This window comes from Grimontia marina, assembly GCF_900060185.1.
Classification (GTDB): domain Bacteria; phylum Pseudomonadota; class Gammaproteobacteria; order Enterobacterales; family Vibrionaceae; genus Enterovibrio; species Enterovibrio marinus.
The window spans coordinates 52249-78381 of the sequence record NZ_FIZY01000024.1 but is presented as its reverse complement, the minus strand read 5'-3'; the positions used below and the strand labels follow the sequence as shown (position 1 = coordinate 78381).

Below are 26133 nucleotides of genomic sequence, written 5' to 3'. Positions count from 1 at the left end.
ATCACAGGTGTAAACATATGTGGCAATTGCTCAGGAAGGTGAAGCACTTTATGGATAACGTATCGCCGTACCCGGGAGGTTGCCACGGCACGGCGAAAATGTAGCACTATTCGGATCAGTTATTTAGCCTTTTTGATGGAAGCCCGTTGATTATATAAGGCGAATATTTCCATTTACGCAATGCTTCAATTGCATAAATGTCATGCCTTGAATCTGGAATCGATTCAAAATGGTGTTATTTCAGTATTATGCGACACCTTTTCATCTTCTGTATGTACCAACAGTGAAAAAGTAAGGTTTGGATTATAAAAAGTATGGTAAACGGGAGACTCTCAAATTCCGTTTTAAAGTTGATGCAGGCTCACTTTGGGGCATAAACGTGCCAGCAAAACCATTTATGCCTTTGTATTCACAACACTTTGAAAAGCCGCCGCAGTGACATAGCGCCCCGTTCATTGCCTGGCTAAAAATTTATATTAATCAGATGGATAGAGTAAAAATGAGTCTACATTATGTTGAATTCTATCTTTTGAGTCTTCAAACGCTGGGCATAATTCTGGCGCCAAATGACACTCTTCCCACATCCTTTTCACCTTTAGCAAGTCTTCATCTGTAAAACTAAACTTTTGCTCATTCAGAATATTATGAGCACTCCATTTACATTCGTAATTCGAATAAAATAATATTCTAAAAACATCTAAAAATTTTGAGCTGCAGTCATGGGTTTCAAGGGCATATGCGAGTGTTGCACAACATTTAGGATCAACTGGATTTAAAACGCCTTCAATGAGAGGGTCAACTGCTCGTTTATCGCCAATATCTCTGAGAGCCAAAGCTGCTCCATTTCTAACATCAGCATTTACGGAATCAAGACACTCGATAAAGAACAGAGATACCGCATCACCCCCAATATCTACTAATTTATCTGATGTCTTCAAGAGCGAGTCCCAGTCGGAACAAAGAAACTGGTCTTTGAGTGCTTCAACTTCCGTATCTACTGCGTCCATTGTTGAAATCCCCCGTTCGCGTCGAGTTTTTTATAACAGTGTATTCAACCCCAAAATGGGCGATTAAACACCCCTAAACGGCTTGCTTCGGTATTATGCGATACCTTTGCATTTACCGTGTGTATCAACAGTGGAAAAGCACGTTTCGGATTATAAAAAGTAGGGTGAATAGGAGACTTTTCAACACCTCATCAAAAATGATGCTGGCTCACTTTGGGGCAATTTTAAGTTGCGCATCTCCCTTTTCTGTCTGGGGAACAAATTAGGGGACGCCAGCGACAGCGTTAACCGGCGCCGCTGGATTTATTGAGCTGTTTCATGGATAAATGTAACTGAGATGTTTGTTATTCTTGCGTGGTAAGAGCAAGATAGGTCCAGTCTTCAGGAAAACGGGCCGTTAAAGCTATCTTTAATTCATCACTTGTTGCGTCATCAGTACTGAATTCAGCATCTGAATTTGTGATATCAAATTCAATATCCCAGCCTTTATCTTTTTTGATGTTATCTGCAATAGCCTGACATTTGATCTCGGAAGGTATATCTGTAGGATTTGGTGGAATAACACTTACACTAGCCATTATATATCCTTAGTTATCTTTCTGAGTAAGAAACGATGTCGATTTTAACGTCATTGTCTTGAGCATCGTTCAGAAGTTTCATTAGATTGGTGGAGCCCACCACAAGGTTATCTAGCGAATTGTCACCGCCGGCAGTTCCATCGAGAATGATGCTTTGACAGAGTTTGGCGGCTGCGTTGTTAGAGAAAAAAGTGTTTAGCCCAATGAATTGAACTTCACTGGTAAATGAATGATCTGAGATGTTTGCCCTAATGGTTCCGAAGCCATCACAGTTGAAGTCTTTGTCGTCTACGACGAGACCAACGTAAAACCCATAACCAAACTGAATGGCATCAGGCCCATCATGTCTTACCGGGTTAGCAAAGCTTTCTGAGACGGTGCAGCAGATGGTAAGAAAAGTCTTATCACTATCATAGGAGGCTGAGAACAAACTACCGAAGCTTGCCGAAAAGCTATCCTCGTTTTCCACTTTCTGGGTAAACACAGACAGTGCACCCAAGTTACTTTTTTTAAGGTTTTGGATTTTACTCCACGTTTCATCGCCCAAATATACTGCCGGTGCAGAGAAGTTCTCGCTGTATTTGTCTGGAGTACAATAAACTTTTGCCATGTTCGTATCCTTGTGGGATTAGAAGGTCTTAAATTTGAAACAGCAAGAAAGGTATAGCTAAGCATTTAGAGACGTATGCAAATCTATACCAAAATGACCAATAAAATGTGCATATGATCTCTGTTTTCTTTGGCAAATTTGGTGTCTATCAGTGTGCGTCAAGCAATATGTCACATTATCTAGTGATATGCGCGAGTGTGATCGCACGGTTTACCAGTACCACAGCAGGTAGGGGCTATTTTTCCTCTCTCTATAAAGTTCTATCAACTCATCTGGTCGAAAGCACCTTTTACTCATTACTGTTCATAAATACAGTGTTTGTTGTATAATCATCCTCTGGGTCAGTGGCTTGGGGACGGTATGATGCGTATTGAATGTCAGTGTGGTTCTCGTGCCGTGATTAGCCGCAGTAAAAAGGAAGACGACGCCTCGGTATCACTATTTTGCTCCTGTATTGACCCTGAATGTGGGCATACCTTTGTTTCTTCCTTGTCTTTTAAGCACTCGCTTTTTGTTCCTGCTTCTGCAACGCCCAGCGCGTCACTCGGTGCTTCTGTGGTGGGTAAGCGTATTGTTTGCAGTTGTGGGGAACGCGCCTGTATTCAGAAAACCAACCGCCTCTCAGCCAACGTGGCAGATTTGTATTGTGAATGCAGTGGTTGTGGCCATCGGTTTGTGATGGTTCGGGCGTTCTCGCATACGCTCAGCCCTTCGGCCCATACCACTGAGGCGCTTGCCCTGGCGTTAATCCGTTCTGTTACCCCTTCCGTTCGCAAGACCCTTCATGAGCAACTGGCGCTGTTTTAGGCGCGGCTTTCTGTACAAGTGATTTAATGTAAGGCACGACGATATTTTCGTCTTGATTGGCGGTGTTTTCGGCTGCGCGTGCTTCTATCCAATCTAGGACGGCTTGGGTTCTGTCGGTCATTGACACCTCGTTAGTTACATTTGTCCCAAATGAAAAAATGTGCTGTTTGAGGTGTTTAAGGGGAGAGCTTTAATGTGCTGATTTCGAAGGGGCTCGTCAAGAGGGGTGGGAACATTTCTAGCATAAGTGCTTGAACTAATTTGGCTTCCACTTTCCGCAGTTTTTCAAAAAAACAGCGACAGGCCTTAGCTGCTGTGGGGGTGGGGCAATTCTGGGCCTGTCGCGTTCCGGTTTGTGTCGGGTGAGGTGTTCAGTGTGTGGGTGAAGGCGGCTCGTTCCTATTGTCTTCCCTGATTAGCCTTTTCAGGTACTCTGCGATTCTTTGTTTTTGTTCTATGTCTGCGGCGGTGTCTACTGCCAGTGTATCTTCTACAAAGCAAATCGCTTCCTCTTTTAAATTAGACATAGACATCTAGCCTCCTAATTTTCATATTGTTTTCGGGTTGCCATGAGCTTTTGCTCCTTTCCACTAAATCAGCATCCATTCTTCACTGTCCCAGTAGGTTGGGGGAATTCGAGAAAGGTCGGGTTGGGTGTTTTTGAGTCTTTCCGGTGGTATTTCTTCCGGTTTTCCGTAGTTAATGAAGTCTGACAGGGCGTTATCGAATGCCTTCATGTCTTGTTGGTGGCATCGGTCGTCAATTTCTATGAGCTGTGGGGGGCGCTCTATGGTGATGTAGTGGCCTGTGTCATCTAATACCATTTCGCTAACTTGGCGTATTTTGATACTGCTACCCCCACCAACACTGACGCGAGAGCCTTTCAGTAATGCGCTTAACGCATCATCTCCAATATCAAATGGCTTCGTAATACCTTCGAAGACGGAGTGCGTACAGTTATTGACAGAACTCCGAGAGGCGGCAGAGCCGCCAGAAAGAGCAAGAGCCTCTGCTGTCTCGTCAGACTTTTTACGGATATCCCACACTCTGGTGCGCGTTTTTATGTGTTCACCTTCGGCGATAAAGCCAATTATTTTGGATGCTGTTTCTCCGTAAACGGTTCCAAACGGCGTCTGTTCGTAATCGTTACGGATTTTAAGTGCATCGCGCGATACAAATGGCCCACCTTGCCCCATGACGTAGCCTTTCCAGTCTCCTTGGTCTGCGGCCTTGAGTGTTCCCGTTACGCTCGCGCTTTCTTGGATTGGCTGATAAGCGTCCATCAGTCTGATAAAGATGTCTTTGGTTTTCATTTTCATATTCTCCACGGTGGTGGCATTAAGCCGAGGGCCAATGAAATCATCTGGGTAGCTATGTTCGAGTATGTTGATCAGATCGTTCCGCTCTTGCTGCGCCAGGTAGTTGCTAAACGCCATTTTGTTTGCATTGGCATAGCGGCGTAGTTCGCGGTAAGTGGTAACAGGCGCACCACCAAAGAATTGAAACTGGCGGATGTTCCATCGAGCCTTCCATGCCGTAACAGCTTTTGCCGTGTCTTTGACGTCTTCGCCTGTTTCTTCATCTTTTTCGCCTTCCATCGCATAACCATCGATGTTCTTGGAAATGTATTTGGCGATGTAGCCGGTTGCGCTGCCTTTTTCTGGGTCGATGAATTTCACGTCACACCTGGCTGAGTAATCTATGTTGTGATCGGTCAGTTCTGGCGTATCGGTGAATGGATATGGCATGACGCCTCTGGGGACCTCCACCTTTGGGCGCAGATTTGCCACGCCTTTTAATTTGCTGGTAAAGCGGTGGTCTAGCATTTTTGGAACGGTGAAACGGCTGTTTGGCTCTACCTGTGGCATTGGCACGCCAGCATATTGCACTGGATAAAAGAGGCGCTTTTGGGTGAACAGTTCGTGCCTGTCCTCTCGAATGGCGTATTCGATAAACACCTTGGTGATGCGGAAAACGTTTTCCGGCTTTGTCCATAACAACAGGTGCCAGTGGGGTGTACCATCATGGTGTGGCTCCGCAGTGCGCACGCCAAACCAACGGATGTCAGCGCGTGCTAATGCTGCGCGGATTTTCGCCCAGGTGCGGTTCAAGTAATGCTGGGCATCACGCGGGCTTGAGCCGCTCCAATGTGGAATGAACCCCCCTTTTTTGTAGGTGTTGTGATAGCGGCTGGGCGCCGTCAGGGTTAGGAACAAGCCAGTCAAACCGAAGTGGTTGGCAATATCTTCACAGCCGCGTGTACGTACCATGAGCTCCATACGACGAATGGCAGGGTTTGCCACTGACTTCAGTACCATGTCTTTCAGTGAGACGGTTTCTTCGGTTTCTGCGTCGAAGAGCTCCGTGGCTTCGATGGCTTCCCAATTGCGTTTCTTCTGCTCTTCGTATTCGTACTGGCAATCTCGTGAGCAATAGGGGCTGGCGTTTTTGCTGACTTGGCCCATGGCAATGGCGAGGTGTTCACGCATGAACTTGCGTGATTTGTTTAGTCTATCTTCCCACCAGTCTTCAGCGGTCATTTTCAGCAGGCCGCTTTCGTAATCTCCTGTTGAGGGCTTTTTCTTACTTATGGGCGGTTTTATGCCGAGCATAGCCGCAAACTGTGCAATATCTCTGTAGGCCTTTTTCATCACTTTTGGGCGCTCTGTACCTGATTGCAGGGCGTCCACAAATGCGAGCATTTTCTCTTGGCAGACGTTGGCCAGCTTAAAGGCCAATACTTTGATTTCTTCACGGCCTAGCTCGCAGAGTAATTTTTCACGCTGTGGTTTTGTTTTTGTGGTGTCGAAATCGAACGGGAGGCGTTCTTTCTGTGGGCCTGTAAATAGGTTTACCTGAGCGGCATGCCTATCAGCTTCTTTAAGTTTGTCGGCATAGTCACCTGCCAGTATCGCCACTTTTTTAAGGGTGGGTAGTTTGCGGTAACGGTTCATCACCAAACGAATTCGGCGCTGCAATTCACCGCCCATTCGTTTGACTACAAATTCGTTTGCCGCCTTGCGGCCTTCGTTGTTAAAGATGCTGATGTATTTATTGGCAAAGTATCGCACCAGATAATCTGGCAAATCAGCGAAGTAAGGCTTACGCCAGTCATGGTCGTCTGGGTTTACCTCATAAAGTTTGCGCTCGGTGACACTCATAACCTCCGGTTCAAGGGTATGCTTATCTGGCGGCAGGGCAAGGCCGGAAACCTCACGGGGGGGCAAAGCACCAGCGGACCATAATTGGGTCAGCTTTTCTGCTTCATATGCGGCTTTGGTTCCTTCTTCTAGGTAAACCACTTCTTGGGTTTCTTGCCTTACTTCGGCTTCACGCAGAATGGAAAACGCTTCTTTTCCTTTGCCTTCGCCTCTGGAAACCAGACTTACGCCATACTTTGAACGAACCCTGATGCAACCCATTTGCGAGCAGGCTTTCGCTGTGGCCTGTTCTATATTTGCAAAATTTCCGAGTCGAAGATGACGAGGTCTACCTGTTTTACTGTCTCGAATTAAACCACCTTGGTTACTGACATAGGCAGCAACATAAGTAGTTTGCACTGCTGGGCGAGTCATACCGCTGCCAACTCCTGCGCATCAACAACTCGGTAGTTGCCTTTACCTAGCCCTTTGGCCAGCAAGCCATTGTGGTAGTTGATGTTATCCACCTGAGAACAGGCTTGTGTGATTACGTTGCTCATGAGTGTCTCCTCAAGCATCAGTGTTATTGACCGAGGCCCACTCCTCACGAGCTTTGGTCAATTGGGCATCAATGTGCTTTGCCAAGTCTTCGATGTGAACTAACGTTGGGCTGCGCTCTGAATTGCGCATCTTGAAAGTTGGGATGGGGAACTCTCCGCTTTTGGCTTGTGCTTCTGCGGTTTTGTGTTGAATGCCAAAGAACTCGACACACACGTGCTTTAGTGGAATGGTCGGGCTTTCAAAACGTGCCAATAGGGCGAATTGTGTATTCATTGTTTTGGTTCCTTATGCCAGTCCGGGCAATGGCATGCCGTTGCCTATCGTTTCCATAGACATGGAAAGGAAAGGTGCAATGCCAGCAGTGCGGTTTTCTAAATCAGATATCAGCAACACCATGTTTCTGATGCTGCGGTGGGCGACGTCGCGCAAGGTTTCGCGCTCGGTGCGGGGTAGGCGTTCAGCGCCAGCGTTTTCTAGTGCTGCCGCTGAAATTTCACCAGCGTGTTTTGAAGAGAGCAGGGCTCGTATTGCGAGTGTCGCTGATTCATTTTCTTTTGGCAGTTTTGCGCCAACCATGCCGCACGCAAGCAAAAGACCACTTATAAGGGTTTCATTTCCGGTGTTGGTAATGTCTATAAGTTCACGAACTTTCAGTTCATGCGGTTGACTTGGATTCACCTTGTTACGCATCATTTGCGGCGTGATGCCGATGCGTTGCGCCATATTCGTCATATCAGTGCTATTCGCAAACGTATAACAGTGTTCATCCCAAATCTTTTGTTTGCGTTCGCGTGAGTCGCACATTGAGCTATCTGTAACCATGATTGAAACTCATTTGAGTACATAAGGGGTCAGGATGGCCGCGATTGCGAATAAGTTGTACGCAGCCATTAATAAGTTGTTCACTCGGCTTGCTCTGCGCGTTTTTGTAGTAAGCGCAAGTTGATGAGTGTCTTTTGGCCCTTCTTCTTAGGAAGGATTGGGATTATTCCATCGGAAATTCTGCGCTCGATTGTGCGATTGCTCACACCGCATTCATTTGCGAACTCAGCAACAGTGCAATACATCCTTTCACGTACTATCTCGGTCTTGTTCATAGTGATATCCTCTCCTGTTGGTACTCAGAGCTTTCTGATGCGACTTGTCACATCGTGGCATGCCCTGATATGGACAAGAATAGGATCGCAAATGAAATCTTGTCAATGTCTATGTGTGGTTCAAAAGAAATTACAATGATTTCTTTTGTCGTTTTTGTGACCTTAATTCTATTTTGCGGGGTTTTTATGACCAAAGTTGGTTCGAGGTTGGAGGCGAAGGTGCCTGCATTCAATTATCTTGGCGGCGAGGATGTCATCGAGAAGTTGAAGGAGGTTTCTGGTGTAGAGAAGGATATTCAGTTAGCTGACGTGTTTGGAGTGCCTAAGAATACGATAGCAACTTGGCGAAAAAGAGGCTTAATACCATATGAGCTTTTACTTAGAGCCAGTCTGCACTTCGGCGCTGATCTTAGATCTCTATCTCTGGGGGAAGGTGAGCTTTTCCCTTATGGGGACTTTTCTGAATCAAGATTACGAGTTCCTTTTAAGAAACTGATGAAAGGTGCCTTAAAAGAAGTTGGGAGTTTTAACCTGGATAACTCTCAAGTTGAACTTTTAGATGTGGAGCCAGAGAAACTGGAAGTAATAAGAGATTCAGATTTAATTCTTATCATAGATACTTCAGACAGCAATGTGGCTTCTGGTCGATACCTCTTTGATATAGATGGGGTGTATACCATCAACCAAGCGCAAAGGCTTCCGGGTAAAAACCTGTCGATTGATTTTAATGGAACAGCAATGCAGATCTCAGAAGAAGAAATCAAAACTCTTGGCCGTGTTGTGATGAGTATGGCCAAGGAGTGACTTGGTGCATCTCTTCAAGAAAATTCATTTAATTTGCTGAAAAAACCTCGCTTATGCGAGGTTTTTGTTATGAAGCTTATGCGGGAACAATTGCGTGTAAACCTGCCAAAGTATGTTCAAGTTTCTATGACCTGTTACCTGAGCTACTTCTTCAATGGAATAGCCTTTCTCAAACAACCTACTAGCGCCTTCACGGCGTAAATCATGATAACGTAAATCTTCTATTCCGAGTTGGTTACGCACACGTTGAAACCCTGCGGTCACGCTTTTGGCGTTGTAGGGAAAGATACGATCACTGTTTTGTGCTTGACGTTTGATGATATCGAATGAACCACCGAGTAATGGCACTAACATGTGATTACCTTCTTTTTTACGTGGATCTTTCCTGTCTCGAACCATCACGGTTTTGTTGTCTTCGTTCAGGTCTTCCCAGCGGAGGGCGCAAACTTCGCCAATTCGCATACAGGTAAGAATGCTAAATTCGAGAATATCAACGAAGGGAATGCGAGTAGGGCCGTTCGGCCTGTAGGCCATGCGCTTTTCCAGCCCTTCTTTTAGCCTGTCGATTTCGTTTTCTGTGGGTCGTCGCGTTCGCTTCTGGCTTTTGCCAACCAGTTTCATGTCTATCAGGATTGGCACCGCTTCTTCGAACACTGCATAGTTGGCTTCTATGTTCCAAACGGGTTTAGCTTTCTTCATGATGCTGCGTAGGTAGGCGATATCATGATAAATGGTCGCGGGACCAGCGCCCGCGCTTCTGCGTTCTTTGCAGTGGGTGATCAGGTCGCTGGTTTTCAGTTCGTCAGTTTTCACTGTGGCTATGTTGCAGTCACGCAGCATTTGAATCACATAGCGTTTGGTGCGGCCTGTGTTGTTCCATAAATCGGCCTCTAGCATGAACATGTCGATCAGTTCCCCTAGGGAAACCGCCTTGGTACTCCTCACGCCGTTTTCTTCCAGTTCATTCACGCGTTTCTTACCGAAAGTTTGAGCTAGCGCTTTTTTTCTGAATGTTTTGGATTCTCGGTGTATAATTTTTCCACTTTTTTTGACGATAACTGTCGCTTTGAACCGCAGTTCGCCACTCGCCAGTTTGCGAGTTTCTACTGAGAAAGAGGCCATTTGTCCTACCCGCTTGAGGGAACCTATAGGGGTACTGTATAAGGAAATTAGCGACTATTCAAAGCGATTTGCAGCAATTCATAAGTATGACAAATTCAATGAAAACACAGGCTACGCCTGACATTACGCCGACTTTCTCCACTGCTCGTTTTTCTGTTGCGCCGATGCTGGATTGGACTGACCGTCATTGCCGCTACTTCCACCGCATCCTCTCCAAGAATGCGCTACTGTATACCGAAATGGTGACCACGGGTGCCATTATCCACGGTAAAGGTGACTTTCTGGCGTTTAATGAAGAAGAGCATTCTGTCGCGCTGCAACTGGGTGGTTCAAACCCTGTGGATTTGGCGACCTGTGCCAAGCTGGCGGTTGAGCGTGGCTACGATGAAATCAACCTCAACGTGGGTTGCCCGTCTGATCGCGTTCAAAATGGTCGTTTCGGTGCTTGTCTGATGGGCGAAGCAGAGTTGGTGGCGCAGTGCATATCGGCAATGAAAGAAGTGGTCGATATTCCGGTGACCGTAAAAACTCGTATCGGTATCGACGATCAGGACAGCTATGAGTTTCTGGTCGATTTTGTGCGCACAGTGAGCGAGAAAGGCGGCTGTGATAACTTCACCATTCATGCGCGTAAAGCGTGGCTTTCTGGCCTGAGCCCTAAAGAGAACCGTGAAATTCCGCCACTGGATTACCCTCGCGTTTACCAACTGAAGAAAGACTTTCCGCACCTGACCATGGCGATCAACGGTGGTATTAAATCGCTCGAAGAAGCGGAAAAGCATCTGAAGTATCTAGATGGCGTCATGATTGGCCGTGAGGCCTACCAAAGCCCTTACATGTTGGCCGAAGTGGATAATCGCCTGTTTGGCTGCGATGTACCAATCATCAAACGCAGTGACGCTGTGAAAGCCATGTTCCCTTACATTGAAGCAGAATTGAGCAAGGGTACTTACCTCAATCACATCAGTCGTCACATGCTGGGCTTGTTCCAAAACATGCCGGGTGCACGTCAATGGCGTCGATACATCAGTGAAAACGCGCACAAACCAGGCTCAGGCGTTGAAGTGCTGGAAGCCGCACTGGCAAAAATCCCTGCGCATCTTGATGTGTAAGTCAGTCTGGTTAAATTTGACTCAATAGTCGGTAAAATTTACCAAGAACAAACGAGGCGCCGCAGCCAAACTGCGGCGCTCTTTCTTTATCTGTTTGTTTTAAATGGGGTTGATAAAGTTGGCCTGCTTCGTGCAATACCTAATACAAACAATAAAGAGGCACTAACCTTAGGAGGGTATGATGATCGAGTTTCTGTTTATTATTGGTTTTACCATTGCACTGTTGGCAACGGGTATCAGCTTTTTAGGCATTGTCGCTGCGATGGCGGTGGGATTTATCGTGATGGCACTGGCAGGCATGATTGGCTTGGTATTCAAAATGCTACCATGGATTTTGCTGGCTGCTGTGATTGTCTGGTTGCTAAAAGGCCGTGATAAAACTGCCACCCAAGCGCGTAATTACTGCTACAAACGATCACGACGTTATCATCGAGCACGCCGTTTCTAAACGGCGCTTTAATTGATTGTGTTTCTTGATAAGAGTGATTATTCCGCATAAAAATCCGGCAGTTTGTGCGGAATCTTTGTCTTGGTTTTGCTATAGTGCTCGCAAACCATAAACTCAAAGAATGTAAGGCGGAGCCCTTTCAATGAAAAAACTAAACCTTTCTCTGGCTGCGCTGGCAGTAGCCGGTGTAATCGCAATGCCTGCACATGCTGCAGTGCTTTTAGGGGCTAAAGTTGGTGCAGATGCATGGTATGCAGATGCGAAAGTCAACGACGTTCGTGCCGACGATGCAAGCGTTCAGCCATCTTACTACGCCGCTTTCGAACACTTCATTCCACTGGTGCCAAACGCGAAAATCCGTTACACCGGCGTGGAGTCTGCAAAGTTTGACGTGGACTTCACCCAGTACGATCTGATTGCGTACTACGAAATTCTGGACAACGACCTGATCGCTTTCGACATCGGTCTGAACCTGCAGAAATTCGACGGTCGCTTCACTGGTCGTAGCTTCGATGAGTGGCAGCCAGCAGTATACTCTGATGTGCGTTTGGGCATTCCAGCAACCCCAGTTTCTCTGTTTGGTACCTTCAGCTTTGGTAGCTACGACGACACCAGCACTGTTGATGCAGAAGCGGGTGTGTTGTTCACTCTGGGTCTGGTTGCCGCTGACCTGAACTTCAAAGCGGGTTACCGCGTTCAGGACTACGACTTCAACTACTTCGGTGCGAACGATGGTAAGTTCTTCAATGACGGTTTCTTCGGTGGTGTAGAGTTCAACTTCTAAGCCCTGAAAATGTTGAGAAAACCGCGCAAAGGCGCGGTTTTTTTGTGTCTGTTGTTTAGGGACAGTTGTTGGTTGGCTTATGGCTTTCCGCCGGGTTTGCCTTGTTCTTTAACGGGCTGGAAACCGGCGACGGCGAGAATCACAAACGCCAGCGTAAAGCCGGATACCACCAGTAGGGCGGTGACATTCAACTGCTGATACAGCGCGAACCGAATAAGCTCGACGCCAAAAGTGAAGGGGTTAAAGCGACAGATTTCATAGAGCCAGAGACTCGCTTCCTGCATTTTCCAAAGCGGATAAAGTGCTGAGGAAAGGAAAAACATCGGAAAAATGACAAAGTTCATCACCCCGGCGAAATTCTCCAGTTGTTTGATGCGCGAGGCAATGACGATACCTAGGGCACTGAGCATCAGGGCAACGAGGAAAAGGGCGGGGATCACCAGCACATAACCCATTGGCTCCAATGGCCTGTCGTATAGCGCTGCTATCACGAGAAAAGCACCGACCTGAAGCACGCTGACCAGAGCACTGGCTATTTGTTTGGAAAGCAGCAAAAAAGGGCGCGGGAGTGGACTGGTCAATAGCACTTTGATGCTGCCCATTTCCCGGTCATAGACAATCGACAGTGAGCTTTGCATGCCATTGAACAGCAAGATCATGGCGCAAAGGCCGGGCAGGATATATTCCTCGTAATTGATGTAGGTGGCGTAGGGCTCCATGATGGCAATGCCAAGCGCCGCCCTGAAACCCGCCGCAAACACCACGAGCCACAAAAGCGGCCTGACGAGGCTGGCCGCAAACCTTGCCCGTTGGGAGAAAAAACGCAGCCATTCGCGATAGCAAATTCCGACAAACGCATACCAATAGCTCATCGGTTTTCCCCCTCGTTATCTGAGGTTAGGGTGGCGAAGACTTTCGCAAGTGTCGGATGCTGGTGCAAGGCTCTAAGTTCACTGGCCTTGTTGTGCGCCCGCAAGGTGCCGCGATGAAGGATCAACACATCATCATTGTCATCCACTTCTTCAATCAAATGGGTTGCCCAGAGCACACATAATGGCTGCTGCTCGCAAAGACTTCTTACCGCGTCAGAAAGGGATGCCCGCGCTTTGGGATCAAGCCCGCTGGTGGGTTCATCCAACAACAGAATAGAGGGTGAATGCATTAATGAACGGACAAGTTCGGTGCGACGCCGATGTCCGCCATTTAAGGTGCGGACTTTGTCGTTTATGCGGTCGGTAAGAGAAAAATGCGCCAACAGGGGCGCAGCTTTTTCGAGGCTATGTTTTTTGCTGTAGCCATGCAGGGCGCCGTAATAACTGAGGTTTTGCCCCACGGTCAAATCAAGGTCGAGGGTGCTTTGCTGGAACACCATGCCGAGCTTCGCCATGGTCTGGCGGGATGGTACTTCTCCCAACAAAGCGATGTCGCCCTGTTGGATAGGCGATAAACGGGTGAGCAAGGAAAACAGCGTGCTTTTCCCGGCACCATTCGGGCCAAGAAGCATATGAAGGCCGCGTCCCAGCGTAAGGGAGAGATCGCTCAGGGCGCAGCGCGAACCATAATGGTGAGACAATCCGGAAACTTCAATCATGTCAGGTGTCTCACCTCTCCTTATTCCGCTTGACCAACAGCCACTCCCCAAGGGTAGCGACCGACTTTCACGGTTTTCACCACCTTGCGGTTCGGAACGTCAATGATCGACACATCGCCGCTCACGCCATTGGTCGCCAGCAATGTATCCTGCTCGCCGTTGAAGGCCATTTGCCACACACGGCGACCCACCAAAAGATAATCTTCCACTTCCAAGGTATCAGTATTAACCACGGCAACATGGTTTGCTGGTCCCAATGCGACAAATGCGGTTTTGCCATCTGCTGTGATTTTCACACCGACCGGCTGCACTTTGTCTTTGTGGACGCCTTTGGGCGCAAAGCCGATTTTCTTGATGATTTCTTTGGTGTCAGTGTCGATAACTGACACAGTACCGCCAATTTCTGCACTTACCCAAAGTTGGCTACCGTCCGGTGTGAATTCGGCATAACGCGGGCGGGCATCAACCAAAGTGTTATGCACCATCTGGTTCGATTCGGTATCAATCCAGTGCGCCATGTTGGAGGTTTCAGAGGTGATGATGGCAATTTTTCCATCAGGGCTTACCGCTACGCCTTCTGGCTCAACACCCACTTCCACTTGCGCAACCACGCTGCTGGTTGGAATGTCGACCACTGTCATTAGCGCGTCGTCTTCGTTGGCAATGTAAAGGCGTTTGCCATCCGGATGCAGGGCAAAGAGCTCAGGATCATCGCCAGAAGGCAGATCGCCAACAATGGTGTTAGTGGCAATATCGAGGATTTGTACGGTGTCGGATTCACTGGCACAGATAAACAGTTTGGAGCCGTCTTTACTGAGTTCCACTCCGCGGGGGCGATCTCCCACCTCAATGGTGTCAATCACTTCCATCGTGTCCATGTCTATCACACTGACGGTGTCATCCTTTTCGTTTGCCACATAAGCCACCTCCTTTGCCAAAGCGGGAGTGGCTAACAGCACCGAGAAGACCACGGCGAGAATCGATTTCGAATAATTCATGGTGATGTCCTTATTGTTAGCTGTCGTTCGATGAAACAGAGTTAAAACTGGCGGCACTGACTTTGCGCTTCATCGATACCGAGCGAATCAAGCTCGTTACGGGGATGAAGGAAACCCTCGAAGGGGGCGCTGGCCACCAGCGCTTGCGAGTCAAATAAAGGCACGGTTTGACGGAGTTGACCGTTCCATGGTCGGTAGGTCAGCTTGCGGCCTTTGTAAGCGGCAAGTTGGAATTTTTCGCTCATGATGAAAGGCAAAACGGTTTCTATGTCGCCTTTATTGAGTACGGTCACCGCTTCATTGATCGAGCGGACAGCTACCCATCCCGCGTAGTCTTTGGCGGTCATGGGGCGGTCGAATTGTTTGGTAAAGCGGTTTTGAAGCTGAATCGAGCCCCACTGCTCTATGACGTAATGCCAGCCATCTGCGCGTAAACCGTGGGTACCGACAACCGGGCGGGGCAACCAGGTGTTGTAAGGCAGGTGCTGACCGAACAGGTTGCTTTCATCAATCACCCAGACCAAGTCGTAATCACGGGCTTGCGTAAAGAGGGGAAGCTCTGCCGATGCAGTGCGGCGAAGATCGGTATCAAAATTCCAGACTTTCTCTTCAATGATCTTTTGGTTGAATTTCTTCAGGGTCTGTTTGGTCGCAGTCAGGAAGGCGTTGTCTTCGGCAGTGGTGCCTGATACCAAAAAGACATCGTTCAGGCGTCTTGCCCGCATCCATTGTCCCAGTGCATCAGCACGCATTGTGTAACTGAGCGCGGTATGCAGGATGTTAGGCAAGCAAACGCTGCGTCTTAATGCATCGTCCTGATTGCCGATATTGAACAGCAGCGCGTCGTCTGGGAGGGCTTTGCGCAGTACTTGCAAAAAAGGCGTATCGAGATCGACAAGGAAGTATCGTACCCCTTCGTCATACCAGGCTTTCGCGGTGGTATTGAGTGCTGTGATATCGTCGTTGGTCTCCGCTCGAAATGTATAATTTTGCCCCAGAAATTTTCCTGTGCCGTTGGCATCACTCACGGCAAGTTCAACCCCTGCTTCTCCATTGTTTTCCGGCTCAGCAAGGTACTCAGGAACAGCAGTGCTGGTTTCAACAGGTACTCTTAATACCCCTATATCCACCTGGACTGATGCGTAGGAAGAGAAAGTCAGCCAGCCGACTAGCGCTAGTAGGATTCTGGTGTAATGCTTTGTTTTAAATTGTCTTGTTGCTTTGTCCATCGCTAATACTGCTCCGTGGCCGCATACGTTTTTTACTGTAAGCAGCGGTGGCATATTTGCCAAAAACAAGAACGAGACTTTTAAAAAAATCCTCCCAAAGAATGAGGGATATCCCCGCTTTTGTACCATGTTCCCAAACTCTCGTCCCTCCTACACTTTTTTCATTGCCGACAAATTAAGGAGTCGAGAGACATGGAAAAGGTTGAACGCAACATTTGTATTTTCACGGCGGTGGCACTGGTCACTGTGCTGAGTACTCAACTGGCATTTGCCCATGGCGATGTCACCCCACAATCCATTGATACCTCCACCATTCCCACGCTTGGACAAGAGTGGTCTGAGACCAACCCTTACCGTGAGCTTGATGGTGATGTGAAGGTGGAAGTCGAACGTCTTGGCGCGTCAGCCTACAACCAGAATTGCGCACGATGCCATGGTCTTGAGGGGATTTCAGGCGGGATTGCGCCAGATTTACGCATGCTTGCACCGGACTATGATGGTGACGAGTGGTATGTCTACCGAGTGCAAAACGGTGCAGTACGCAATGGTGCGGTCTATATGCCGAAAATGACAGAACACCTCAATCAGGAAGCACTGTGGGCTATCCGCACCTGGTTGGAGTCTGTCGCGCCGGATAACGGTTAACAGGAGGGCGTCGGGATGAAGCTGGTCACTGCCATTCGGACACTTTGCTTGCTGCTGAGCATGGCGCTGTCTACGCCATCCCTAGCGCTTTCCTACGATGATATTCAGACCCGTGGCGTGATTGCCATTGCGGTCTACAACGATTTCCCGCCGTACTCGTTCAAGGATGAGAATGGAAATCCGGCGGGTATTGATGTGGAGCTTGCCAAGGCGCTTGCCAAGGGGCTGGATGTCGATCTCGATCTTCGCTGGATGACACCAGATGAAACGGTCGAAGACGATATGCGTAATTACCTTTGGAAAGGGATGAACCTCACCAGTGAGGACGGCCAGCGCGTGAAAGCAGACGTCATGTTGCGAGTGCCGTACGACCGCGAATTTGCGATGAAACGTGATGATATTGGCCTCCCAGCCCATGAACTCGTACATATGTTCGCGCCATATCAGCAAGACCGTTGGCTGATGGCTTACGATGCGTCCAAGCTTGATAGACCACAAACCGCCGCCCGTTTTATGTATCACCCGGTGGGCGTTGAAGTGGACACGGTTCCCCAGTTCTTCGTGACCACAGCCTATGGCGGACGTTTGCGCGAAAAAAGCCGCACTTACTCCTCTACGCCGGAAGCCTTTCAGGCGCTCAACGATGGTGAAGTTTCTATCGTGATGGGTACTGCTTCGCAGCTGGAATGGCTGCATCACAACAACAAAAAGCCGCAAGCCAACGAGCAACTCACCGAACTTGCGTTCCCACTTCTGGGGCGCAGCGAATGGGAGCTCGGCATTGCGGTGCATTCGAACTACCGTCAATTGGCCTACGCACTGGAAGATATCGTGATGACCCATATCAATAACGGCGACTTTGTCCGCTGGGGTGAACGATTCGGGGTGGATTACCAACTCCCTGAGCGTTTCCGTCCAGAGCCCGATGTCGCCGATGAAGGGGCTATCGCACAAACACCGTAATTCCAAACAGCCTGTTATCTCTCGCGAACCGAACTCTCCCTCATGGCGATGCGGGGGCAGGACAGGCACGACTAAAACGACAGACCCTAAGAATTCAGCCAACAATGAGGTATCCCTATGACAATTAAGTCATTTAAACGTTGCGGACTCTATGCCGCACTCTCGCTCGCGATGACGGCTTCGCCCGTTTTCGCGGGTGTCACGGACAAAGACATCCTCGCCGATCAGGAGACCATAGAGGACGTGGTGACTTATGGTCTTGGGCTTCGTGGTCAGCGCTACAGCCCAATGGACACCATCAACCGCGAGACGGTCAAAGAAATCCGTCCTGTGTGGGCCTTCTCGCTCGGTGGGGAAAAACAGCGTGGTCAGGAAAGCCAGCCCATGGTGAAAGACGGCGTTATGTATATCACGGGCTCCTATTCCCGCGTGTTCGCGATTGATGCGAAAACCGGTGAAGAGCTGTGGCAATACGACGCACGTCTGCCAGATGGCATCATGCCCTGTTGTGACGTAATTAACCGTGGTGTCGCGCTTTACGACGACCTGGTTATCTTCGGCACCCTAGACGCCAAGTTGGTTGCGCTGGATGCGAAAACCGGTAAAACCCGTTGGAAGAAAACCGTTGATAATTATCAAGATGGCTATTCCATCACTGCAGCACCAATCATTGTAAAAGGTAAAGTGATCACCGGTGTATCAGGTGGTGAGTTTGGTATTGTTGGTAAGGTTAGAGCCTATGACGCAAAAACCGGTAAGTTGGTCTGGGAACGCCCAACCGTCGAGGGCCACATGGGCTACGTCTGGAAAGACGGTAAGAAAACCGAAAACGGGATCTCGGGCGGTGCACCGGGTAAAACCTGGCCAGCAGACCTCTGGAAAAGCGGCGGCGCAGCACCTTGGCTAGGCGGTACTTATGATGCCGATACTGACCTTTTATTCTTCGGTACGGGTAACCCTGCGCCTTGGAACTCTCATATGCGTCCCGGCGACAACCTCTTCTCTTCTTCACGTCTCGCGATTGACCCGGATGATGGCAAAATTGTCTGGCACTTCCAGACCACGCCGCATGATGGCTGGGACTTCGATGGTGTTAATGAACTGATTGCGTTTGACTACACCGAGAACGGCAAGAAAGTGAAAGCGGCTGCAACCGCTGACCGTAACGGCTTCTTCTATGTTCTGAACCGCACCAACGGTGATTTCATCCGTGGCTTCCCGTTTGTGAATGAAATCAGCTGGGCGACGGGGCTTGATGACAAAGGCCGTCCGCTTTATGTCAAAGACAACCGCCCGGGCAACCCATCTGGCGAGAAGCAGGGCAAAACCGTGGAAGCTGTGCCTTCCTTCCTCGGCGGTAAAAACTGGATGCCAATGGCTTACAGTCCGGATACCGGCCTGTTCTATGTGCCTGCCAATGAATGGAAAATGGATATCTGGAATGAGCCTGTTGCCTACAAAAAAGGTGCGGCTTACCTCGGTGCAGGTTTCACCATCAAAACGCTGAATGACGAGTACATCGGCGCACTGCGCGCATACGATCCGAAGACTGGTGAGCGTGTCTGGGAATACAAAAACTATGCGCCACTGTGGGGCGGTGTCATGACAACGGCAGGTGGTCTGGTGTTTACCGGGAACCCGGAAGGCTATCTGATGGCGTTCGATGACAAGACGGGTGAGTTGCTTTACAAGTTCAACACCGGTTCGGGCATCGTGGGTAGCCCTGTGACCTGGGAAATGGACGGTGAGCAGTATGTTTCCGTTCTGTCAGGCTGGGGTGGCGCAGTACCACTTTGGGGTGGTGATGTGGCAAAACGCGTCAAAGACTTTAACCAAGGCGGTATGGTTTGGACCTTTAAGCTGCCGAAAAGCTAAGATTTTTATTGTTTAAATCATTGCCGGGCTGTGTGTCCGGCATTCTTGTATCTGGAGGTAAGTATGGATACGACGGCATCAATGGAATTGCTTTCAGTCGCGATTGCGACGCGTTCTGAGATTGGCCCAAACAAGACTGCTACAGGTATCAAAAAGCTTAAAACCGAAGGCAGTGTCGAGATAACTGAAATGGGGTTGCTCGGTGATTTTGTGGCGGATAGCCGTGTGCATGGTGGTCCGGAAAAAGCGATTTACCAATTCCCTTCTGAAACGTATGAAACCCTCACTGAAGCCCTGCCGCACCTTACGGAGCGTTTTTCATCCCCCTGTGTTGGCGAGAATTTTTCGTCTTCAGGAATGACGGATGACACCGTACATATCGGCGATTGCTATCTCATCGGCACCGCCCTTATTCAGGTTAGTCAGCCCCGCATGCCCTGCTGGAAACTTAACCAACACATTGGTAATGGACATATGATGGCACTACTGGTCTCCCTAAAACGTACAGGTTGGTATTACCGTGTACTAGAAACAGGACAGGTGAGCGCAGGAGACAGGTTCATACTTGAAAGCAGGGCGGAAAATGCTTGGCCAGTTGAAGACGTCTGGACGCATTGGTTGGAACTTCGCGCTAGAAAACAGCAAGTCGCCGGTCGGTTGGACATCCCTGGACTCTCCACCCAATGGCGGTTTGACTGGTAATCAAGGGCGCAGAACCTGCCTATTTATTCATAATGCAACATTATCCTTCTCATCGCCTCCCTCCAAAGTATGAGATTTTGCCAACCAAGGAGCGATGGAGAGATTTGGTGATCATTCCATACTGATACTACTACAACGCCTGACTCCGTTTTTCGGCTCGTCAGGGAAGACAAAGGGAATTTCGCCAAAACAGGGGTGGATAATGATTTACGCAAAACCAAATACCGACGGAGCCGTCGTTAACTTTAAGGCGCGTTATGCTAACTACATCGGTGGTGATTGGGTTCCGCCAACGAAGGGACAGTACTTCACGGACACCTCGCCTTGCACGGGCGATCCCATCGCTGAAATCCCGCGTTCAACCTCAGAAGACATCGAGCTCGCGCTTGATGCTGCACACGCTGCAAAAGCAAGCTGGGGGGCAACTTCGGTTACAGAGCGCTCCAACATCCTACTTAAAATCGCTGACCGCATCGAAGCGAACATCGAATATCTGGCCGTGGCAGAAACCTGGGAGAACGGCAAAGCAGTGCGAGAAACCCTTGCCGCTGACATTCCGCTTTGTGTCGACCATTTCCGCTACTTCGCCGGCGCGATTAGGGCACAAGAGGGCTCTGCGGCTGAAATTGACTCCAATACCGTGGCCTACCATATCCATGAGCCACTTGGTGTAGTCGGTCAAATCATTCCATGGAACTTCCCACTGCTGATGGCTGCGTGGAAACTCGCACCGGCACTGGCTGCAGGTAACTGCATTGTTCTGAAACCTGCTGAGCAAACCCCAACCACCATTCTTCTATTGATGGAAATCATCGGCGATCTGCTGCCACCGGGCGTACTGAATGTCGTCAATGGTATGGGCCCAGAAGCTGGTCAGGCACTGGCCACTTCGGATCGCATTGCAAAAATCGCATTCACTGGTTCAACCGCGATTGGTAACCACGTACTGCGCTGCGCCGCTGACAACCTGATCCCATCCACCGTTGAGCTGGGCGGCAAGTCGCCAAACATCTACTTCGAAGACGTGATGCAGCAAGAAGATGAGTTCATCAGCAAAGCCGTAGAAGGTTGTGTGCTGGCCTTCTTCAACCAAGGCGAAGTGTGTACTTGTCCTTCACGCCTTCTGGTTCAGGAAAGCATCTACGAAGACTTTATTGCCAAAGTCATTGAGCGCGCGAAAGCCATCAAACACGGTAACCCGCTGGATACTGAAACTCAGGTGGGTGCGCAGGCATCGAATGAGCAGTTCGAGAAAATCAAAGGCTACTTCGACATTGGCCGTGCGGAAGGTGCTGAAGTGTTGATTGGTGGTGACGCGGCTGACTTCGGCGGTGGTTACTACATCCAGCCAACCATCCTGAAAGGCGAAAACCACATGCGTGTATTCCAGGAAGAGATCTTCGGTCCGGTTGTGAGCGTGGTGACCTTCAAAGATGAAGCGGAAGCGCTGGCCATTGCCAACGACACAGAATACGGCTTAGGTGCCGGCCTGTGGACCCGAGACATCAACCGTGCTTATCGCGTTGGTCGCGCGATTGAAGCGGGTCGTGTCTGGACTAACTGTTACCACCTCTACCCAGCGCATGCTGCATTCGGTGGCTACAAGAAATCCGGTATCGGCCGCGAAACCCATAAGATGATGCTCGACCATTACCAGCAAACCAAGAACCTGCTGGTGAGCTACGACATCAACCCATTGGGTTTCTTCTAAGCAAGTCTAAGGGCGTGTTGCGGCCGGAGGTGAAAGCTAAAAGCAGCAACACGTACTTTGTCTAAGTCCGTTTGTTCGATATCCGCTTGTCCGAGGGCAGCCTTCCTCCCGGTGCTGCCTGAGGCGAGAGCTTTTGCGGGGCATTTGCTCCGCTTTTTTCTTTCAAAGGACCGTTGTTCTCATGCGCTTTCTGGCGCTTGAGCATAGAGGTGTACCATGCGTTGGCGCAGTGCTCTGGTTTTGTGGCTGCTTCTCATGCTATTACCCTTCCTCTCGATAGCTTCCCCTTGGCTGGAAGTGAGCGAGGAAGCAGCGTCGTTATTTCCGAGCGCGACCCGGATGAAAGCCTCGGAAGATGCGTTGCCCGTCACCGAAATCTATCAGCTCGACCAGCCTATCGGTTATGTCTTCGAAACCGATAATCTCACCAATTTCCCAGGCTTTTCCGGCGATACCATTAATTTGCGCGTAGGGCTGGATACCGAAGGGCGTATTGTGGGGCTGCTATTGCTCGGTCACCACGAACCGATATTCCTGCATGGCCTTGGCGAAAAGCCGCTGATTGATTTTATCAGCCAATATCAGGGATTGTCGTTGAAGCAACAGGTGCTGGTAGGCAGCGACCAACAACGTATCGCGAGCGATGACATCGCCTACTTTGACGGTGTAACCAAGGCGACCGTGTCAGTGATGGTAGTGCATGACACCATCATCGCAGCGGCAAGGAAAGTGGCGCAGTCGCGGCTTTCCGGGTTCGGCTCAGCGACTCAGGCGATGTTGAACACGGAAAGCTATCACCCGAAAGCCCTAGAAGAACTGCGAAGCGAAGGCCTGCTGTTCCAATGGCAAATGGGGAGTGAAGAGGCTGAGGTTGTCCTTAACACCTCACCGGGCAGAATTGCCGAGGCGAGAGAAGATAACGCAGATGAAGATGCGCCATTTTTGGATTTTACCTTTGCAGTTCTGAACCCTCCGCTGATAGGAAAAAATCTGCTGGGGGAGGAGGAATACGCCCGTATTATGGCAACACTGGAGCCGGGTGAAGTGGCAGTGCTGGTGGGCTCTCGCGGTGGCTATCATCATGTGGCGGAAGATTTCGTGGCGGGCACCATTCCCCAGCGCCTGACTTTGAAGCAGGAAGCCAGCCCGCTCGCCCTTCGGGATGCGGATTTGTACCATGCACAACCTCCTGCGTTTTCCGTTGCGCTGACACCATTCGAGCGCATCCATATTTTTACCTTTTCAGAGCAAAGCGGCTTCGATCCTTCGCTTCCGATCACCGTTGGAATCAAAGTTCAGGTGAAAAAGAATTTTCTGGAATCGGAAACAATCGCCGTTTCCACCGATTATTCACTCCCCAAATCGGTGCAAACCCCAGTTGATCCTCCGGAGAGGCCGCCTTTGCCATTCTGGCAACGTATCTGGCTGGATAGAACGCTAGAAATCAGCGTGTTAGCTGCGTATTTGGTGTTGCTTACGGGGGCATTTGTCTTTCAGCACAGGCTGGCAAGATTCGGCCAATATTTGACGCCGGTAAGATTGGTATCTCTCTGTTTTATCGTTCTTTTTATTGGCTTTTATACCCAGGGGCAATTGTCGGTGGTGAACATCTACACCTTGCTGTTATCGCTATGGCAAGGGTTTGATATCCAAGTCTTTTTGCTCGATCCCATGCTGTTTATTCTCTGGAGTTACGTGTTTATCAGCCTTTTTCTATGGGGAAGGGGACTTTTCTGTGGCTGGCTATGCCCGTTTGGCGCCATGCAGGAGCTGGTCGCAGCGGCGGCTGAGAAGCTTCGTATCCGGCAATGGAAGGTCGATGACGTGCTTCATAGCCGATTGATTTACCTGAAATATGGCGTGCTTTTGGGGCTGGTGGGAACGTCCTTTTACAGTCTTTCTTTAGCTGAAACCATGGCCGAAATTGAGCCCTTTAAAACGGCTGTCACCCTGATGTTTGAGCGCAGCGCCCCCTTTGTCATTTATGCGGTTTTACTGCTGCTGATCAGCGCCAAAATCCACAAGGCTTACTGTCGGTATTTGTGTCCTCTTGGAGCGGGTTTAGCAGTGCTTGGAAGGCTCAGGATCTTCAGTTGGCTGACCCGAAGAAAGGAGTGTGGAAGCCCCTGTCGGCTTTGTGAAAAGCACTGTGGGATCAATGCTATCCATAAAGATGGCGCGATAGATTATAACGAGTGCGTGCAGTGTTTTGCCTGCTTGTCAATCATCAATGACAACACCCGATGCGTGGCTGATAAATACGGTAAACGAAGGCGTAAAACGAGGACGTCTAGCGATGCTATTCATGTCGCAATCTGTGACCCTTTGGAAAACATCAAACAACACTGATCAGAGATATGAAATCAGTGTCTTAGATGAGAGAAATCATCACAAAGTAGGATTGGTAGATCCCCGTCTTGTGCTTAGGCTAATTCAGGAGGCAAGATTGAGCCTCGAAGTATCGGTACAAGGAGCGACAGTATGTGGAAGAAACCTAGCTACACAGAACTCAGACTCGGTTTTGAAGTAACACTTTACATCAGTAACCGCTAAGTAGCTGACAAACGGGATGCACCTTCACAGATTGACTGAGGGGCATCCCGTTTTTAATTCCCTGCTGTTTGTCGACAGGACAACAATCGACGAGGTGAATGGATGCAAATTGTTGTGCTAGGTTCAGCCGCCGGAGGCGGGTTTCCTCAGTGGAATTGTCACTGTCGCATGTGTCAGTCGGTACGAAATGGTACCAGTCGCGCTGAGCCCCGTACCCAATCTTCGATTGCCGTGAGCGATGATGGCGAACAGTGGGTGGTGATTAATGCTTCCCCCGATATCCGTCAACAAATCAATGCGTCGCCGCAACTCGCGAAAGCGGATGGAGCAAGAGGCTCTGCCATTAGCGCAGTGGTGGTCACGGATGCACAGATTGACCACACCACGGGCTTGCTGATCCTCCGCGAAGGTTTACCACTAGAGCTATACTGCACACCGGAAGTGGCGGAAGAGCTCAGTACCAGCTACCCGATTTTGTCGATGATGAAACATTGGGAAGGTGGTTACCAAACTCACACCGTTGATATCCATTCTCCGGAAGGCTGGTGCATTCCTTCCGTGCCGAACCTCGAGTTCCACCCGATTTCCCTTTCGTCCAATGCGCCTCCATTTTCGCCCTACCGCAACCGTCCGCGCCCGGGAGACAATATTGGTCTCAAGATTGTCGATACCCGCACTGGCGCCACTCTCTTTTACGCACCGGGTCTAGGCGCACCGGAAGATGCTGTGCTGGCAGCCATGCGCGATGCTGATTGCGTGATGATGGACGGCACGCTCTGGACCGACGATGAAATGATCCGCGAAGGTCTTGGCACCTCGCTGGGTTCGGAAATGGGCCACCTTTCAGTCTCTGGCGACGACGGCATGCTGGCGCTGATGGAAGATTTTACTAAGCCACGCAAGGTGCTTATCCATATCAATAATACCAACCCCATACTGGACCCTGACTCGCCGCAGCATCAGGCGGTGCTGGATGCCGGCGTGGAAATTGCCTTCGACGGCATGACGATTGAGATTTGATTCAGGGAGGCGCCATGGCAGAGCCAATGACACGTGATGAATTCCAACAGGCACTGCTCGCCAAAGGGCAGTACTACCATATTCACCATCCGTTCCATCAGGCCATGTACTCAGGCAAGTGCACTAAAGCGCAAATTAGAGCCTGGGTAGCAAACCGCTTTTATTACCAAACCTCTATTCCAGTGAAGGACGCTGCCATTATGGCCAATTGCCGCGATCCGGAAATCCGCCGCGAGTGGGTGCAGCGCATTCTCGACCACGATGGTCATAAGAGTCTGGATTGCAAATGGGGTGGCATTGAAGCCTGGTTGCGTTTGGCCGAAGCCGTTGGTCTGGATAGACAAGAAGTTCTGGATGAAAAATGGGTGCTGCCGGGCGTGCGTTTTGCGGTGGATGCGTATGTGAACTTTGCCCGTCGCGCGACTTGGCAGGAAGCGGCCTGCTCATCACTGACCGAGCTGTTCGCACCGGAAATTCACCAGTCCCGCCTTGATTCGTGGCCGAATCACTACGCCTGGATTGACCCGGAAGGGCTCACCTATTTCCGCCAGCGTCTCAGCCAGGCGCGTCGCGATGTGGAGCATGGGTTGTCCATTACGCTTGATCATTTCCAGACGGCTGAGCAACAGGAGCAGGCCCTGAACATTCTGCAATTTAAACTCGATATCCTTTGGTCGCTGCTCGATGCCATCAGCATGGCATACGAATTTGAGCGTCCACCTTATGTTGGCATTACCGACAAACCTGTCTGGCACCATGCGCTCGACAGATAATTA

The 26133-nt window shown here is 49.6% G+C and carries 27 protein-coding genes and 1 pseudogene; 15 read left to right on the top strand and 13 right to left on the bottom strand.

The genetic code is table 11. The features are described from left to right. Positions 1-476: 476 nt before the first annotated feature. The 3 genes from GMA8713_RS13675 to GMA8713_RS13665 all read right to left on the bottom strand — a co-directional run bounded on the left by GMA8713_RS13675 (position 477) and on the right by GMA8713_RS13665 (position 2195). On the bottom strand, positions 477-1007 hold the full coding sequence (locus GMA8713_RS13675; RefSeq protein ID WP_062710768.1) for a HEAT repeat domain-containing protein: 531 nt from the start codon (positions 1005-1007) through the stop codon (positions 477-479). Between the two features lie 344 nt (positions 1008-1351). Next, positions 1352-1585, bottom strand: coding sequence for a hypothetical protein (locus GMA8713_RS13670; protein WP_062710765.1), 234 nt, complete (start codon positions 1583-1585; stop codon positions 1352-1354). A gap of 13 nt (positions 1586-1598) precedes the next feature. Continuing rightward, entirely contained in the window at positions 1599-2195 is a 597-nt protein-coding gene (locus tag GMA8713_RS13665; RefSeq protein ID WP_062710762.1) for a hypothetical protein, read from the bottom strand. A gap of 360 nt (positions 2196-2555) precedes the next feature. On the opposite strand from GMA8713_RS13665, the pseudogene GMA8713_RS28435 reads away from it, so the two are divergent. Both GMA8713_RS28435 and GMA8713_RS28130 read left to right on the top strand, forming a co-directional pair. Then, a pseudogene (locus GMA8713_RS28435) lies at positions 2556-2693 on the top strand (ogr/Delta-like zinc finger family protein); the annotation flags it as partial. A gap of 60 nt (positions 2694-2753) precedes the next feature. Continuing rightward, positions 2754-3002: an ogr/Delta-like zinc finger family protein gene (locus tag GMA8713_RS28130; RefSeq protein WP_062710775.1), complete on the top strand. Its 249-nt coding sequence runs from the start codon at positions 2754-2756 to the stop codon at positions 3000-3002. 371 nt (positions 3003-3373) lie between these two features. Here the strand turns inward: GMA8713_RS28130 and GMA8713_RS27340 are convergent, their stop codons facing one another. Genes GMA8713_RS27340 through GMA8713_RS13645 form a run of 5 tightly spaced genes read right to left on the bottom strand, consistent with a single transcriptional unit; the run spans position 3374 to position 7525 of the window. Further along, positions 3374-3535: a hypothetical protein gene (locus tag GMA8713_RS27340; RefSeq protein WP_157515608.1), complete on the bottom strand. Its 162-nt coding sequence runs from the start codon at positions 3533-3535 to the stop codon at positions 3374-3376. Positions 3536-3592: 57 nt separating this feature from the next. Next, positions 3593-6577 carry a replication endonuclease gene (locus tag GMA8713_RS13655; protein WP_062710761.1) on the bottom strand — a complete coding sequence of 995 codons (2985 nt, stop codon included), beginning with the start codon at positions 6575-6577 and terminating at the stop codon, positions 3593-3595. Continuing rightward, positions 6574-6702, bottom strand: a complete 129-nt coding sequence (locus GMA8713_RS28430) for a hypothetical protein (protein ID WP_269747451.1) — start codon at positions 6700-6702, stop codon at positions 6574-6576. Before GMA8713_RS28430 ends, GMA8713_RS13655 begins: the two co-directional genes overlap by 4 nt. Positions 6703-6712: 10 nt before the next feature. Next, on the bottom strand, positions 6713-6976 hold the full coding sequence (locus tag GMA8713_RS13650; RefSeq protein ID WP_062710760.1) for a pyocin activator PrtN family protein: 264 nt from the start codon (positions 6974-6976) through the stop codon (positions 6713-6715). 12 nt (positions 6977-6988) lie between these two features. Continuing rightward, positions 6989-7525 carry a phage regulatory CII family protein gene (locus GMA8713_RS13645; RefSeq protein ID WP_062710758.1) on the bottom strand — a complete coding sequence of 179 codons (537 nt, stop codon included), beginning with the start codon at positions 7523-7525 and terminating at the stop codon, positions 6989-6991. A 134-nt stretch (positions 7526-7659) separates the two neighbouring features. Here GMA8713_RS13645 and GMA8713_RS13635 point away from each other — a divergent pair, with 134 nt between their 5' ends. Continuing rightward, entirely contained in the window at positions 7660-8604 is a 945-nt protein-coding gene (locus tag GMA8713_RS13635; RefSeq protein WP_232314440.1) for a helix-turn-helix domain-containing protein, read from the top strand. Between the two features lie 51 nt (positions 8605-8655). Here the strand turns inward: GMA8713_RS13635 and GMA8713_RS13630 are convergent, their stop codons facing one another. Further along, positions 8656-9726: a tyrosine-type recombinase/integrase gene (locus GMA8713_RS13630; protein WP_062710752.1), complete on the bottom strand. Its 1071-nt coding sequence runs from the start codon at positions 9724-9726 to the stop codon at positions 8656-8658. 98 nt (positions 9727-9824) lie between these two features. Here GMA8713_RS13630 and dusA point away from each other — a divergent pair, with 98 nt between their 5' ends. The 3 genes from dusA (at position 9825) to GMA8713_RS13615 (ending at position 12070) form a co-directional block, all read left to right on the top strand. Then, the gene (gene dusA / locus GMA8713_RS13625) at positions 9825-10838 is read left to right on the top strand and encodes a tRNA dihydrouridine(20/20a) synthase DusA (protein WP_422615201.1); all 1014 of its coding nucleotides are present in this window, start codon (positions 9825-9827) and stop codon (positions 10836-10838) included. Positions 10839-11019: 181 nt separating this feature from the next. After that, positions 11020-11286 carry an envelope stress response protein PspG gene (pspG, locus tag GMA8713_RS13620; RefSeq protein WP_062710750.1) on the top strand — a complete coding sequence of 89 codons (267 nt, stop codon included), beginning with the start codon at positions 11020-11022 and terminating at the stop codon, positions 11284-11286. 142 nt (positions 11287-11428) lie between these two features. After that, positions 11429-12070: a TIGR04219 family outer membrane beta-barrel protein gene (locus GMA8713_RS13615; RefSeq protein ID WP_062710747.1), complete on the top strand. Its 642-nt coding sequence runs from the start codon at positions 11429-11431 to the stop codon at positions 12068-12070. Between the two features lie 77 nt (positions 12071-12147). Here the strand turns inward: GMA8713_RS13615 and GMA8713_RS13610 are convergent, their stop codons facing one another. The 4 genes from GMA8713_RS13610 to GMA8713_RS13595 are packed head-to-tail and all read right to left on the bottom strand — an operon-like array spanning position 12148 to position 15888. Continuing rightward, positions 12148-12942, bottom strand: a complete 795-nt coding sequence (locus tag GMA8713_RS13610; RefSeq protein WP_062710744.1) for an ABC transporter permease — start codon at positions 12940-12942, stop codon at positions 12148-12150. Further along, on the bottom strand, positions 12939-13661 hold the full coding sequence (locus tag GMA8713_RS13605; RefSeq protein ID WP_062710741.1) for an ATP-binding cassette domain-containing protein: 723 nt from the start codon (positions 13659-13661) through the stop codon (positions 12939-12941). Before GMA8713_RS13605 ends, GMA8713_RS13610 begins: the two co-directional genes overlap by 4 nt. A gap of 20 nt (positions 13662-13681) precedes the next feature. After that, a complete protein-coding gene (locus GMA8713_RS13600) occupies positions 13682-14659 on the bottom strand; it encodes a YVTN family beta-propeller repeat protein (RefSeq protein WP_062710738.1) in 978 nt (325 codons plus the stop codon). Positions 14660-14700: 41 nt separating this feature from the next. Next, on the bottom strand, positions 14701-15888 hold the full coding sequence (locus tag GMA8713_RS13595) for an ABC transporter substrate-binding protein (protein WP_084387731.1): 1188 nt from the start codon (positions 15886-15888) through the stop codon (positions 14701-14703). A 192-nt stretch (positions 15889-16080) separates the two neighbouring features. On the opposite strand from GMA8713_RS13595, the gene pedF reads away from it, so the two are divergent. The 9 genes from pedF to pqqC all read left to right on the top strand — a co-directional run bounded on the left by pedF (position 16081) and on the right by pqqC (position 26130). Next, complete coding sequence (gene pedF / locus GMA8713_RS13590; RefSeq protein WP_062710735.1) at positions 16081-16533, top strand: cytochrome c-550 PedF; 453 nt, start codon at positions 16081-16083, stop codon at positions 16531-16533. 15 nt (positions 16534-16548) lie between these two features. Continuing rightward, a complete protein-coding gene (locus GMA8713_RS13585; protein ID WP_062710732.1) occupies positions 16549-17496 on the top strand; it encodes a substrate-binding periplasmic protein in 948 nt (315 codons plus the stop codon). 117 nt (positions 17497-17613) lie between these two features. Beyond that, the gene (locus GMA8713_RS13580; RefSeq protein ID WP_062710729.1) at positions 17614-19371 is read left to right on the top strand and encodes a PQQ-dependent methanol/ethanol family dehydrogenase; all 1758 of its coding nucleotides are present in this window, start codon (positions 17614-17616) and stop codon (positions 19369-19371) included. A 63-nt stretch (positions 19372-19434) separates the two neighbouring features. Further along, positions 19435-20073 carry an MOSC domain-containing protein gene (locus GMA8713_RS13575; protein WP_062710726.1) on the top strand — a complete coding sequence of 213 codons (639 nt, stop codon included), beginning with the start codon at positions 19435-19437 and terminating at the stop codon, positions 20071-20073. 202 nt (positions 20074-20275) lie between these two features. Further along, a complete protein-coding gene (exaC, locus tag GMA8713_RS13570; RefSeq protein WP_062710723.1) occupies positions 20276-21784 on the top strand; it encodes an acetaldehyde dehydrogenase ExaC in 1509 nt (502 codons plus the stop codon). Between the two features lie 216 nt (positions 21785-22000). Beyond that, complete coding sequence (locus tag GMA8713_RS13565) at positions 22001-24133, top strand: NosR/NirI family protein (protein ID WP_062710720.1); 2133 nt, start codon at positions 22001-22003, stop codon at positions 24131-24133. 132 nt (positions 24134-24265) lie between these two features. After that, complete coding sequence (gene pqqA, locus GMA8713_RS28595) at positions 24266-24337, top strand: pyrroloquinoline quinone precursor peptide PqqA (protein WP_081796241.1); 72 nt, start codon at positions 24266-24268, stop codon at positions 24335-24337. A gap of 102 nt (positions 24338-24439) precedes the next feature. Further along, a complete protein-coding gene (gene pqqB / locus GMA8713_RS13560; protein ID WP_062710718.1) occupies positions 24440-25357 on the top strand; it encodes a pyrroloquinoline quinone biosynthesis protein PqqB in 918 nt (305 codons plus the stop codon). Positions 25358-25371: 14 nt separating this feature from the next. Next, entirely contained in the window at positions 25372-26130 is a 759-nt protein-coding gene (gene pqqC / locus GMA8713_RS13555) for a pyrroloquinoline-quinone synthase PqqC (protein WP_062710715.1), read from the top strand. Positions 26131-26133: the final 3 nt, after the last annotated feature.

Coding starts and splice junctions, on each gene's coding strand:
- GMA8713_RS13675 (WP_062710768.1), bottom strand. CDS start 1,007: ATGGACGCAGTAGATACGGAAGTTGAAGCACTCAAAGACCAGTTTCTT.
- GMA8713_RS13670 (WP_062710765.1), bottom strand. CDS start 1,585: ATGGCTAGTGTAAGTGTTATTCCACCAAATCCTACAGATATACCTTCC.
- GMA8713_RS13665 (WP_062710762.1), bottom strand. CDS start 2,195: ATGGCAAAAGTTTATTGTACTCCAGACAAATACAGCGAGAACTTCTCT.
- GMA8713_RS27340 (WP_157515608.1), bottom strand. CDS start 3,535: ATGTCTATGTCTAATTTAAAAGAGGAAGCGATTTGCTTTGTAGAAGAT.
- GMA8713_RS13655 (WP_062710761.1), bottom strand. CDS start 6,577: ATGACTCGCCCAGCAGTGCAAACTACTTATGTTGCTGCCTATGTCAGT.
- GMA8713_RS28430 (WP_269747451.1), bottom strand. CDS start 6,702: ATGAGCAACGTAATCACACAAGCCTGTTCTCAGGTGGATAACATCAAC.
- GMA8713_RS13650 (WP_062710760.1), bottom strand. CDS start 6,976: ATGAATACACAATTCGCCCTATTGGCACGTTTTGAAAGCCCGACCATT.
- GMA8713_RS13645 (WP_062710758.1), bottom strand. CDS start 7,525: ATGGTTACAGATAGCTCAATGTGCGACTCACGCGAACGCAAACAAAAG.
- GMA8713_RS13630 (WP_062710752.1), bottom strand. CDS start 9,726: ATGGCCTCTTTCTCAGTAGAAACTCGCAAACTGGCGAGTGGCGAACTG.
- dusA (WP_422615201.1), top strand. CDS start 9,825: ATGAAAACACAGGCTACGCCTGACATTACGCCGACTTTCTCCACTGCT.
- pspG (WP_062710750.1), top strand. CDS start 11,020: ATGATCGAGTTTCTGTTTATTATTGGTTTTACCATTGCACTGTTGGCA.
- GMA8713_RS13615 (WP_062710747.1), top strand. CDS start 11,429: ATGAAAAAACTAAACCTTTCTCTGGCTGCGCTGGCAGTAGCCGGTGTA.
- GMA8713_RS13610 (WP_062710744.1), bottom strand. CDS start 12,942: ATGAGCTATTGGTATGCGTTTGTCGGAATTTGCTATCGCGAATGGCTG.
- GMA8713_RS13605 (WP_062710741.1), bottom strand. CDS start 13,661: ATGATTGAAGTTTCCGGATTGTCTCACCATTATGGTTCGCGCTGCGCC.
- GMA8713_RS13600 (WP_062710738.1), bottom strand. CDS start 14,659: ATGAATTATTCGAAATCGATTCTCGCCGTGGTCTTCTCGGTGCTGTTA.
- GMA8713_RS13595 (WP_084387731.1), bottom strand. CDS start 15,888: ATGGACAAAGCAACAAGACAATTTAAAACAAAGCATTACACCAGAATC.
- pedF (WP_062710735.1), top strand. CDS start 16,081: ATGGAAAAGGTTGAACGCAACATTTGTATTTTCACGGCGGTGGCACTG.
- GMA8713_RS13585 (WP_062710732.1), top strand. CDS start 16,549: ATGAAGCTGGTCACTGCCATTCGGACACTTTGCTTGCTGCTGAGCATG.
- GMA8713_RS13580 (WP_062710729.1), top strand. CDS start 17,614: ATGACAATTAAGTCATTTAAACGTTGCGGACTCTATGCCGCACTCTCG.
- GMA8713_RS13575 (WP_062710726.1), top strand. CDS start 19,435: ATGGATACGACGGCATCAATGGAATTGCTTTCAGTCGCGATTGCGACG.
- exaC (WP_062710723.1), top strand. CDS start 20,276: ATGATTTACGCAAAACCAAATACCGACGGAGCCGTCGTTAACTTTAAG.
- GMA8713_RS13565 (WP_062710720.1), top strand. CDS start 22,001: ATGCGTTGGCGCAGTGCTCTGGTTTTGTGGCTGCTTCTCATGCTATTA.
- pqqB (WP_062710718.1), top strand. CDS start 24,440: ATGCAAATTGTTGTGCTAGGTTCAGCCGCCGGAGGCGGGTTTCCTCAG.
- pqqC (WP_062710715.1), top strand. CDS start 25,372: ATGGCAGAGCCAATGACACGTGATGAATTCCAACAGGCACTGCTCGCC.